At 50.2% G+C, this 11,618-nt stretch carries 12 protein-coding genes; 4 read left to right on the forward strand and 8 right to left on the reverse strand.

All coding sequences use genetic code 11. From position 1 onward, the window contains the following. Nucleotides 1–111 precede the first annotated feature (111 nt). Entirely contained in the window at nucleotides 112–810 is a 699-nt protein-coding gene (locus QRY16_RS13420) for an LrgB family protein (protein WP_289776940.1), read from the reverse strand. Beyond that, complete coding sequence (locus tag QRY16_RS13425; protein WP_289776941.1) at nucleotides 803–1,228, reverse strand: CidA/LrgA family protein; 426 nt, start codon at nucleotides 1,226–1,228, stop codon at nucleotides 803–805. The genes QRY16_RS13420 and QRY16_RS13425 overlap by 8 nt, the downstream gene beginning before the upstream one ends. 101 nt (nucleotides 1,229–1,329) lie before the next feature. Between QRY16_RS13425 and QRY16_RS13430 the strand changes: the two genes are divergently transcribed. Next, nucleotides 1,330–2,232, forward strand: coding sequence for a LysR family transcriptional regulator (locus QRY16_RS13430; RefSeq protein ID WP_289776942.1), 903 nt, complete (start codon nucleotides 1,330–1,332; stop codon nucleotides 2,230–2,232). A gap of 17 nt (nucleotides 2,233–2,249) precedes the next feature. Here the strand turns inward: QRY16_RS13430 and QRY16_RS13435 are convergent, their stop codons facing one another. From QRY16_RS13435 to soxR, 4 genes are all read right to left on the reverse strand, one after another. Next, the gene (locus tag QRY16_RS13435) at nucleotides 2,250–3,899 is read right to left on the reverse strand and encodes a Na+/H+ antiporter (RefSeq protein ID WP_193405846.1); all 1,650 of its coding nucleotides are present in this window, start codon (nucleotides 3,897–3,899) and stop codon (nucleotides 2,250–2,252) included. Nucleotides 3,900–4,047: 148 nt separating this feature from the next. Then, nucleotides 4,048–5,397: an NCS2 family permease gene (locus tag QRY16_RS13440; RefSeq protein ID WP_193405845.1), complete on the reverse strand. Its 1,350-nt coding sequence runs from the start codon at nucleotides 5,395–5,397 to the stop codon at nucleotides 4,048–4,050. A gap of 370 nt (nucleotides 5,398–5,767) precedes the next feature. Continuing rightward, entirely contained in the window at nucleotides 5,768–6,433 is a 666-nt protein-coding gene (locus tag QRY16_RS13445; protein WP_193405844.1) for a glutathione S-transferase family protein, read from the reverse strand. Between the two features lie 39 nt (nucleotides 6,434–6,472). Then, the gene (gene soxR / locus QRY16_RS13450; RefSeq protein ID WP_289776943.1) at nucleotides 6,473–6,958 is read right to left on the reverse strand and encodes a redox-sensitive transcriptional activator SoxR; all 486 of its coding nucleotides are present in this window, start codon (nucleotides 6,956–6,958) and stop codon (nucleotides 6,473–6,475) included. A gap of 163 nt (nucleotides 6,959–7,121) precedes the next feature. On the opposite strand from soxR, the gene soxS reads away from it, so the two are divergent. Together soxS and QRY16_RS13460 are read left to right on the forward strand one after the other, a co-directional pair. Beyond that, nucleotides 7,122–7,547 carry a superoxide response transcriptional regulator SoxS gene (soxS, locus tag QRY16_RS13455; protein WP_193405842.1) on the forward strand — a complete coding sequence of 142 codons (426 nt, stop codon included), beginning with the start codon at nucleotides 7,122–7,124 and terminating at the stop codon, nucleotides 7,545–7,547. 267 nt (nucleotides 7,548–7,814) lie between these two features. After that, complete coding sequence (locus QRY16_RS13460; RefSeq protein WP_193405841.1) at nucleotides 7,815–8,096, forward strand: YjcB family protein; 282 nt, start codon at nucleotides 7,815–7,817, stop codon at nucleotides 8,094–8,096. Nucleotides 8,097–8,150: 54 nt separating this feature from the next. Here QRY16_RS13460 and QRY16_RS13465 read toward each other — a convergent pair whose 3' ends face one another. Both QRY16_RS13465 and QRY16_RS13470 read right to left on the reverse strand, forming a co-directional pair. Next, nucleotides 8,151–9,101: an ATP-grasp fold amidoligase family protein gene (locus QRY16_RS13465; RefSeq protein WP_193405840.1), complete on the reverse strand. Its 951-nt coding sequence runs from the start codon at nucleotides 9,099–9,101 to the stop codon at nucleotides 8,151–8,153. A gap of 8 nt (nucleotides 9,102–9,109) precedes the next feature. Beyond that, nucleotides 9,110–10,366, reverse strand: a complete 1,257-nt coding sequence (locus QRY16_RS13470) for an oligosaccharide flippase family protein (RefSeq protein ID WP_289776944.1) — start codon at nucleotides 10,364–10,366, stop codon at nucleotides 9,110–9,112. A gap of 528 nt (nucleotides 10,367–10,894) precedes the next feature. On the opposite strand from QRY16_RS13470, the gene QRY16_RS13475 reads away from it, so the two are divergent. Continuing rightward, complete coding sequence (locus QRY16_RS13475) at nucleotides 10,895–11,290, forward strand: transposase (protein WP_193405838.1); 396 nt, start codon at nucleotides 10,895–10,897, stop codon at nucleotides 11,288–11,290. Nucleotides 11,291–11,618 lie beyond the last annotated feature (328 nt).

Here is an 11,618-nt window from a genome sequence, read left to right on the forward strand (position 1 = left end):
AAAGCTGCGACAACGGGGCCGGAACAGCCGCTGTGAATCGTTATGCGCACTTTTTGCCCTGTTTTTATCTTATTTAAACAAAAGCCGCTCAATCGCAGAGAGGACGGGAATCTACTGTACCGTCCAGAGCAGATGAGCGATCAGCGGAGCCAGCACCACGGTAACCACGCCGGAAAGCATCATGACCAGGCTTGATACGACGCCTTCCTGCTGGCCTAATTGATAAGCCCTGGCTGTGCCAGCCCCATGCGATGCCGCACCGAAACCCGCGCCTTTCGCTACGCCCTGTTTGATCGCTATCCGCAAGAACAGGATATCCCCTACCGCCATGCCAAACACACCGGTGATGACCACAAACAACGCCACTAAATCCGGCTGGCCGCCAATCGGTTTGGCCGCCGCTAAGGCAAACGGCGTGGTGATGGAGCGAACGGCCAGGCTACGCTGGATAGATTCCGGTAGCGTCAGCAAACGTGCCAGCCATACCGAACTGCACACGGCGACCACGGTTGCGGTCAATACGCCTGCGCTCAGCGACAGCCAGTGACGCTTAATAATCGCGATGTTTTCATACACCGGCACGGCAAAAGCCAGCGTAGCGGGCCCCAGCAGCCACAACAGCCAGTGATTTTCGGCAATGTAATCCTGCCAACTGATATGCGTTACCAGCAGCAGCGCCACCAGTACCAGCGGCGTCATGACCAGCGGCATTAACAGCAGCGTGCGCCAGCGGCGATAAAGTCGTTTATTGAGGTAGTAGATCAGCAGCGTAATCGCGACACACAGCAGGCTAAGAGTGAAATCACGCATTATCGTCCTGCTTACGCGCTTCGCGCGCCACTTCATAGCGATAGATCCGGTCAACGACCCATGCGGTGGAAGCCAGTACCAGTAGCGTACTGATGACGATCACCAGACAGATACGCCAGCCTTCAACGCGCAGCAGATCGCCATAATTAACTACCGCCACCACCGCCGGAATAAAGAACAGAAGCATTTCCGCCAGCAGCCAGTTCGAACCGGCTTTGACCCAGCTCAGCGGCAATATGCGCGTTATGATTAGCAGCAGCATTAATAACATGCCGATGATATTGGCAGGCAGCGGCAAATGCAGCCAGCTTACCAGGCGATCGCAACCCATAAATACTCCGATGTACAGCACCAGCTGTAACGGTACTCCGAGTCGCTGCAGCATGTCCGCTCTTCGCGGACTGAGCGCTGACGCCATATTTTTTCTCCCCGTAAATTTTAGTGCTCAGTATAAATCGCGAACAAAGGGTGAAAAAAATGAATTAATATTATTAAAATCATGCCAAAAAGGAATAGTTCATGGACGTCCGCGCCCTGCGTTACTTCACCGAAGTTGTTCGCCAGCAAAGTTTTACCCGCGCGGCGCAGAAGCTGTTTGTCACGCAGCCAACGATCAGCAAAATGCTGCGCCAGCTGGAGGAAGAGCTGGGTTGTACCTTGATTTTACGCGATGGACGGCGTCTGCATCTTACCGATAGCGGTCAGGCGGTTTATCAGCGTGGCTTAATGATTTTGCAAGAATTTCATCAGCTGGAAGCGGAAATTGGCGACATCAACCAGCTTAAAACCGGCGAACTACGGCTCGGCATTCCGCCAATGGTGGGGATGCAGATAGCCGGTTCGATCTCAGCGTTTCGTCGGCGGTATCCTGGCGTGCAGCTAAAAATCTCGGAGTTCGGCGGTTTAACTGTGCAGCAGGCGGTGCTGGCCGGCAGCCTGGATATTGCGCTCACCGCGCTACCGGTCGATGCCGAATTGCCGCTCAACACGCTGCCACTGATGCGTCATCCGCTGTGCGTATTGTTGCCACGCCACGCTGAATGGCTGAGTCGCAGCCATATCGCTTTGCCTGAACTGGCTGAACACCCGCTGCTGATTTTCAATGAAGAGTTCTCACTGAATCGCCAGTTAATGCAAGCGTTCCAGCGGCTTGGCATAACGCCAGACATCGCGGTACGCAGCGGACAATGGGATTTTCTGGCGGCGATGGTCCAGGCGGAAATGGGTTTAGCCGTTTTGCCGGAGCCAATTTGCCAACGGCTGGATAAACAGTCCTTGTTATGGCTGCCGCTGGAATCAGAATTGACGTGGAATTTGGGACTTATTTGGCGCGAAGGCCATTATCTGTCGCGAAGCGCGCAAGCATGGATTGCCTGCTGTCGCGAATACTGGCCCGGTGATGCGCCGCGTCTTTCCGTTTAAAGACGCGGCGTTACGCCTTACTCTTCTTTCTCGATCAGTAACGCTTCCAGCAGATCGAGATCGTGCAGCAATTTCTGCATGGTTTCGTTCGAAATTTGTTGCGTGGCGCGTAGGTGATACACTTCGGCGCGCTCAGCACGCAGCGCGGTCAGACGGAAACGGCGCTCCAGATTTTCAGCAAACAGGGCGTGATCGATGTCATTTTTGCCCTCGGCGCGACGACGCAGATTGCCAATCACGCGCAAGCTCACCTCTCTCAGCAGCTCAGGATCAATATTCTCTTCGGTCTCATTTTCCAGCCGGGATTCCATCTTTTGCAGGCTTTCAATCGCCACGCTCGCCATGACCGCCCGGGCATTTTGCAGCTCGCGGCGATGGCTGGATTTATCAATACCGTCGTAGCCACGCAGCAGAATCGGCAGAATGATCACACCAATCAGCAGCGAAAACAGGATCACGCCGGTAGCGATAAATACCAGTTCATAACGGGCCGGGAACGGTTCGCCACTGCTGAGAAACAGCGGAATGGACAAGACACCCGCCAGAGTGATGGCACCGCGTACGCCAGCAAAAGAAGCAATTAGCAGCTCCTTAAAGGAATAACTGGAGAATTCCAGCGGCTTTTTCTTTAGCAGCCGCTTGCTGAAACGCTGCATGATCCATAGCCAGCCGAAACGCACTACCATCAGCGCGATATACACCAACCCGATGTCAGCGAACAGCATCCACAATTCCACGTTAGGATCGGCGGTTGCCTGATCAATGGAGGTTTGCAGAATATCTGGCAATTGCAGGCCGAGCATCAGGAATACCATGCCGTTAAACACGAACTCCAGCATCTGCCAGACGCTGTTAGCGCGTAAACGCATCGCCAGCGGCGCCTGACGAATAATGCCGGACCGCGTAATGGTCATACCCGCCGCCACGGCAGCCAGGATACCCGAGACGCCTAAATGCTCAGCAATCAGATAAGAGGCAAACGGCAGCAGCAGCAGTAATACCGTTTGTGTCGCTGGATCATCACCGCTCCAGCGGCTCAGCAAACGCAGCGATTTACCGTACAGCCAACAAACAGCCACGCCAGCCACCAAACCGCCAACGGCCACTTTCAGGAATTCAATGCTGGCACCGCCCCAGGTAAACACCATGGTTCCCATCGCTACCGCGACAGCAAACTTGAGTGAAACCAGGCCAGACGCGTCATTCATCAGCGCCTCACCCTGTACAATCGACATAATTTTTTTCGGGATGCGCCCTTCGCCAACAATACCGGAAAGCGCTACGGCATCGGTCGGCGACAGCACGGCCGCCAGCGCAAAGGCAGGGATCAGCGGAATCCCCGGCACCATCCAGTAGATCAGATAGCCAATACCGACGACTGTAATTAACACCAGCACCAGAGCTAATCCGATGATTTCACGACCATGATGCAGGAATTCGCTGATCGGCGTTTTCCAGCCGTCCGCAAACAACAACGGCGGAATAAACAGCACTAAAAACAGCTCAGGATCAAAATCGACGTGCAGACCGAAGTGTGGCCAGGCGAGCAGCGCACCCGCGAGGATCTGCACTAACGGCAACGGGATTTGAAAAGGAAGAATGCGAGCAGCGACGCCAGAAAGCGACACAACTAGCGTCATAATGAGAATAGTAAAAAAGATTTCCATGCTTTCCTTAGACGCCTTGAAGTCTTTTAGTCAATATCGTGAGCGCTAAAGTGTAAAACAAACGCGAGACCAGGAGATTGCCTCGCGTGCGACAAAAGATAAAAAAATAGAAAATATTGGGCGTGCGGCTGCACGCCCGGCTGAATAGTCAGATCGCCCAACCTCCCGCGTAAAACGCAACCAGGGCAACGGCAATCACCACTGTGCCTGTATTCAGCTTGCGCCATTCACCGGCAAAAATGCGTCCTACCACCAGCGCCGCAAAGCCGAGCATAATACCGGTCACGATATTGCAGGTCATGACGATCATGACCGCGGTCAGCAGCCCAGACATCGCATCAACAAAATCATTAAAGTCGATTTTAGCGACATTGCTCAGCATCAGCAGCCCAACGTACATTAACGCAGGGGCGGTTGCGTAGGCTGGCACCAGGTAGGCTAACGGCGACATAAACAGAATCACCATAAACAGCAAGCCAACCACAATCGCCGTCAGACCGGTCTTTCCCCCTGCGGCTGTGCCTGCTGCCGATTCGATATATACCGCGGCAGGCGATGCGCCCACCAAACCGGCAAACAGGCTGGTGACCGAATCGGTGGTCAATGCGCGGCCGCCATTAATAATCTGCCCGTTTTTATCCAACAGGTTCGCCTGTCCTGCTACCGCACGGATTGTGCCGGTGGCGTCAAATACCGCCGTCATCACCAGTGCCAGTACGCTTGGCAGCACAACCGGCTGTAATGCGCCCATAATATCAAGACTGAATACCAGCGACTGACCATTGGCATCCTTCAGGCTCGGCAGGGCGAATAATCCCCGATAGGTAACCGCCGGATCGAAAATCAAACCCAGTAGCGAAATAGCGATGATAGTCAGCAAAATGCCACCCGGTACGCGGCGCTTTTCAAGCCCAATGATAGCTGCCAGCCCCAGCAGCGACATGATGACTGGAAATGAGTCGAAATGACCCAGCGCGACCGGCAAACCCGCTACCGGGTTTTTTACCACCAGGCCCACACCATCTGCTGCAATCAGCAGCAAAAACAAACCAATTCCCACGCCAGTGCCATGTGCTACGCCCATCGGCAAATTACGCAGGATCCATGAACGGATGCCGGTAACTGAGATCAGGGTGAATAATACCCCCATCAGGAATACCGCACCGAGTGCCACCGGCACGCTGATCTGCTGACCGAGCACCAGGCTGAACGCAGTAAAAGCCGTTAATGAAATCGCGCAGCCAATGGCCATCGGCAGGTTAGCCCATAATCCCATAATAATTGAGCCGAAGCTGGCAACCAGACAGGTGGCGACAAATACCGCTGTTGGTGAGAAACCGGCTTTGCCTAACATGCCGGGCACAACGATCACCGAATAGACCATGGCCAGAAAAGTGGTCAGTCCCGCCAGAGTTTCCTGACGTACACTGCTGCCACGCGCAGAGATGGAGAACCAGGCGTCCAGTTTTCCACTGGCCGGGCGTGATTCATTTGACATAATTGAGCCTCAAAGAGTTTTTTGTTGTGTGGATCGCCCTGCGACCGCTGCCCTGAATTCCCTGGGTAAAGTGTTTGCGCCAACAGGTCGCAAACGGAAGGCAAACGTTTACCTTACCGCAGATAATTGACCATTCGAAGATGAGCAAATAAAAAGGCAAACGATTATCCGGCGTTTGCTGGCATATTTTCAACTGCCTGATGGGCATTGTTCAGGATAAATATTTCACCGGGGAGCTTCGCCAGCGTCTGTGCTCCGTTGCGCAACAAACTCTACGCAACGCCTGGCCTTTGAAGTAATAGACTTTTCTTATCATGAGGAGGCGTTGCGCAACGGTGTGAAACGATTGTCGCGCAACGCAAAAAAAGATTCAGCCAGGCAGGTTAATATCGCCACCCTGCTGGATGGCGCGCTGCCAGGCGGCACGCTGCTTCACGGTTTCCAGCCATTTTTGCGTGGCGGGCATATGCTGTAATCCGGCGCGCTGGTTTAACGCCAGCAGCGGAAAACTCATTTGAATATCAGCGATACTAAAACGTTTTCCAGCAAACCATTGATGCGTAGCAAGATGTTGTTCAATCATCTGCGTATGCGGTTTTAGCTGTTTATCCAGCCAGGATTTTTGTATGCCTTTCCCCAGCGCGCCACCAACCGGACGAAGCAGCCAGGGCACCGGTGCCTGCCCGAGTCGGCCAAAAATCAGTTTCATCACCAGCAGAGGCATCAGCGATCCTTCAGCATAATGCAACCAGTAACGAGACTGCAGCATCTCCTCTTCGTCAGAAAGTTTCAGCCGATATTCTGCGTCATATTTACCCTCAAGGTACTCAAGGATCGCGCCCGATTCAGCAATAACCCGGTTTCCGTCGGTGATTACCGGCGATTTGCCCAAAGGATGAACTTTTTTTAATGCGTCAGGTGCCAGCAGGGTGGATTCGCGCTGGTAGCGCTTGATTTGATAAGGCACTTCCAGCTCTTCCAGTAGCCACAGCACGCGATGCGAGCGCGAATGTTCAAGGTGGTGAACGGTAATCATCGTGATGCCCTGTTAGGTTGTGTCAGCCAATTATAGACGTCACTCAGGCTCGGGCAGCTTGTCTCCCTGTTCAGGGTCGAGCAATACCGCACCTGAGCCTTGTTGCCCCAGACGGTCACCGGGATTGCGTAACGGACAATCACGCATTGAAAGACAGCCACAGCCAATGCAGCCATCTAAATCGTTGCGCAAGCGAGTCAGGGTTTCGATACGTTTATCCAGCTCCTCACGCCAGTGCTGGGTCAGCGCATCCCATTCGTGAGTTGACATGCGTTTATTGGCGGGAATGTGTTCCAGGCTGTCGCTCACCGTAGCCAGCGGAATGCCAATGCGTTGTGCAATCTTGATGATCGCCACACGTCGCAGCACATCGCGGCTGTAACGTCGCTGATTACCTCCGTTGCGCGTACTGAAAATAAGCCCTTTAGTTTCATAGAAATGCAGTGCGGATACGGCGACGCCACTGCGTCGCGCCACTTCGCCCGGCGTTAAAACCGGTTTTGGGTAGTTGCGATCTTTTTTCATTTGGCTCTTTACCTCAAGTTAACTTGAGGAATTATACTCGTTCCCCATCAGAACAACGAATCCATCATTCTCCCCAACGCGTTCATATTTCAGGAAAGCAGCGCGCTTACTGGCATAAGACATGAAGCACGACGGGGAAAATCATCACCAGAAGGATGAGACCATGATGCAAGAAGAGATAATTCATACCCTGACGCACTGGATTGACCAAAATCTGGACAAGAGTTTGTCCATTGATGAAGTGGCAGCAAAATCGGGTTATTCGAAATGGCACCTGCAACGTATGTTCCGTACTGTGACGAAACAAACGCTGGGTGGATATATTCGCGAGCGTCGCCTGACGCTGGCCGCTGAAGCGCTGAGCCAGACGCAACGTCCGGTATTTGATATTGCGATGCAGTATGGTTACGACTCGCAGCAAACCTTCTCACGCGTGTTTCGTCGTCAGTTTTCACAAACGCCGACAGCCTATCGTCATACGATGCGCCGTCAGACTATTGCGCGTCCCCGTCTGCTAAGCTTTGATTGCAGCGAAAATATCGCCAGTTTTACCCAACGCACTACCGGTGAGTGCTGCCCCGTTCGTTAAATAGCCGTGCGTCCTTATGGGCGCGCCTTGTCTTTTGTTTTCCTTCTCTTTTTTCACCCGCCGCATTCCGCTCAATCTTCCAGCAGTTTTTTCTACCATACCAGATACAAATTTTGTTCAAAAATTAAAATCGGATGATATAATGTGATACAAGTCACATTATGACCTTGGGTTGACGGAGAAAAAGCACTACCTGGCATGCTTTTCCTCCGCCGGTGATGTCCGCAGATTGTCAGGGATCATTACTGATTTATTGAGGTCGAGCCGATGGCTACGTTAACTACCAGTCTTATTGTAATGCGTTGGGAATTGCTGAGCGCCGTAATGATGTTTTTTGCCAGCACGCTGAAAAACAAACTCCGTCAGGACAGTCACCATGTTATGGCCTTTATGTGTGGCGGCATCGGCTTAGGTATGACCTGCTGGTTTGTAACCGGCCTGATGGGGATTACTCTGAGCATGGAAAATGTGCACAATTTTATGGAAATCTCGAAGAATGCCTTTATTCAGGTGATGAGCCAGGCACCTGCTGACTGGCCAATGCCCTAAAAATTTCCAATAAAAAACCCCGCCAGGCGGGGTTTTTTATATTGCTGTGTACGTTTAAATTTTCTTCAACATGGCAGGGATATTAACATCCTGTACTGTGACGCCCGGTCTCTGTGTTCCGCGGCAGTCCTGAATCCACATATCTCCCATTATCTGATTTAGCCCCCGATCTAAGCCTGTCACCAAACCTGCGCCAGGAGTAAACGTCAGCTCGCCGAAATAAATATGCTCTTCATGGATATACCAGTCAACGCGCACATAATCGAAATCACTGGCCAGCTTCTTGCTCATATCAAGCGCATGTTGCAGCGACGGCATAACGCTGGAAATATCCAGTCCGGTATCGCGAATCGTATGAAAGGCTTCAGTCAGGTTATTCACATAGAAATTCATTGACAGCAGCGGCTGGCAACGGTTGTAGATAACCTGTAACACATATTCAAATTTGCCATCGCGCTTGTTGAACATGTGGAACTTGTAGTCAACAGGCGCGCTTTTGCCATCACCGATGTACTGCTCCACCAGAATGCGCGGCTTGATGTAGCGATAATGAATTTCACGCGCTTCGTTCGCAAAATCGGTTTTTAACCAGCGATAGCAGTCATGAATGATCTGCTGCTTACGTAGCGTGTCCGGCTCCTCAAGCAGAATTTCCACCATATTAGACGCATGGTTCGGTTTGATCACCGTCCCCTTCCAGCAAGGCAAACTGTTCAGGGTGGTCGGATCAGTGGTTTCATGTACCAACGGGATCAGGTATTCACTGCCAATCTTCTCAGCGATAAATTCGCGTACGCAAAACTTATCTGACAATCGACCATAGTTTTGGTAATCGCCATAGACAAATTTGCGGTAAAGCACCTTTTCGTTGAACACCTTCGGCTGACGAAGATTGGGCAGCTTTCTGAACTTGTGAAAGTAGTAGATGCGGTCCTGATAAGACCAGGGCATCTTCTTGATAAAATACTGCACACTTCTTCTGAGTTCTTCTTTCAACTTGAGCATATCGGACCTCATTTGTAGGTTTTGTAGTTGAGTGAGGAAACTTGAATCTTCTGAATGACGCCGTTCTTGAAGAAGTAATTCATTACGGTAAGGGACAAGAGTTCTGACAGGAAAACGCTCCACGCGGCCCCCATGATGCCGTAGCCCTGGATTAACCACCAGGAAAGCGGCACGCTGATGACCATCAAACAGATGATTTTCCTCAACAAATAGTTAAAACCCCCTTCTTTTACCATGTAGCGATAGGCTACAGTCCCCATAGCCGAAAAGCTGGTCGCAATCGACAGCAACGTAATGAGACTTCCTGACTGTGTGTATTCCGAACCGTATAAAGCAATGATGATCCGCTCGCCGAATAGCGAAATGATTAGCAGCATCATCAATGACACACCCATGACATAGCCGTTCAGCCGTGCTGCCAGCTTAATAGCGACATCACCGCGCTCTCTGAATATCTCGCTAAAGCACGACGTAATCAGCGCTACGGGGATGAAAATCCACGAAGCCGAAATGGTATTTGCAGCGGCGAACAGGCCGAGATCACGTGCTGATGCAATGCCCGCCAGGAACATTTGTGCGTTTTTAACCTGCACCGAAATAAAGATGCTGGAGATCGCTAATGGCAGGCCGGCGTACATTAAATAGCGCAGATAGGCGGTACGCTTTTCGCGTGGTGGCATCTGATCCTGATGCTCACGATAAAAGTTGTAGCGCTTGATGACGTATGGCACGAGCGTTACCGCCACAATAGACAGCGTCAGCCACAGCGGATTGAGACGCAGCCAGGCGATAACAAAACTGATCGTAAAGCTCAGCAACATGCCAACGGCATTAGCAATGGTGTTTAGCCGCGAGGCAAGGCGCGCATTGTTATAAACGCTAAAAGTGTCTTGTGTGACGAAAACGGACGCAACAAATGAGGCCAGTGCAAATGCCAGGAAATTTTCCTGCATGTTGTACCAGACCCAGATCAGCACGGGAACGGAAGTCAGAAGCAATAAAACCATCCGCAGCGTGCGCGCAATGGTCATCAGGCGCAGCCCTTTAGACGCGTTTTTACTGACGCGTTTAAAAAGAATGGTTTCAGTACCGAATATCGCAACGGTTTGCACCATTGCAAATAAAGAGGTTGAGAACGCCATTTGACCAAACACTGTTGGGCCAAATGATTTAGCCACGTAAGAAGTCACAAATATGACGCCAAATACAGAGATGATTTTCTCAGACATCATCCAGGCGGCATTAGACATTACGCTCAATTTCATCGATTCTTCCTTAGCATTACTGAACTACAACCGCTTCGGTACAACGTCCCTGTAACGAATTAATAAGCGCTCAGTGGACCTGGCGAAAATTAAAAGTTTCAAACCAAACTGGTCCGAAAAATGAGAATAAGAGCATGTTTCGGAGAATCATTTCAGGATAATTCTTATTATATTTGGTGCGAATAACTTGATGTGGAAACGATTTCAAGCTGAAATGACCGCAGTATTTTAAGAGACTTAATCAGCATATTAATCAAGCTCGTTATACTAAATATCCAATGTACGTAGTATTTTTTTCGTATTTGGGATGTGATGAATCTATATCAAAATCCCTTCTCCAGGAAGGCGTGCTAAGCCGATCGGAATAAAATAAGATTTATCCCATGATGATATTTCTTCCAAATATCTTAATTTAACCTTCGCAATTCAATTCGAGCACTTTAATACTGTATTAATAGAATACTTGCAGTGCCAGGATTTATTAAAGTCATTCTCATCCATTAATCGATAAGAAAGGTAAGCGCATTTATGAGAAAGTCACGATATAGCGAAGATCAAATCACAAATGCCATTAAAGCTTCTGAATCAGGCGTTAAAGTCAGGGAGATTTGTGAAGAGCTTGGCATCTCTGAAGCAACCTTCTATAGCTGGAAGAAGAAGTTTTCTGGGCTGTCGTCAAAAGAAGGAAGAAAGATCAAGGAGCTGGAAGAGAAACTACAGAATCTTACCCGCGAACTACAGGTGCTCCACTCAGATAAGGAGATGCTACAAAGCGTATTGAAAAACTTCTTTACCACCAATGAAAAGCGTCAGGCCGTCAACTTTTTACAGAGTACTTTTGACATCGGAACCCGCCGCAGCTGCCGTTTACTGGATATTAGCCGTAGCGTTTATCATTATCCGTCAGGAACAGAAAATCGTTAAACTCAATGCTACCGCTTTTACTGGACTTAAAGCTGAGATTTGTTCTTACCAGAAGAGATGAAGATCATTTAACAGGACATTTGTGGCTACTCTTTCCGCACCATTAATTACTAATGAATGGTTTTGCGGTTAAGCTTCTTTTTTTGCGGTAAAATTGATTCGCAACAGCAAAAGTCTCGCTTCCTACGCAACTTTCCCCCCGCCCAATCTCATTTCGATGAGATTGGTGCTTCTTAAATATTTAATCAGCCCTGCTAATCAACGGAACTAAACACAGACAATTCTGTTAAGCTGACTTAAACAAGTTAAAAAAACAGCATTTGTTTTT

Origin of the sequence: Mixta mediterraneensis, assembly GCF_030283135.1 — a bacterium.
Classification (GTDB): Bacteria; Pseudomonadota; Gammaproteobacteria; order Enterobacterales; family Enterobacteriaceae; genus Pantoea; species Pantoea mediterraneensis.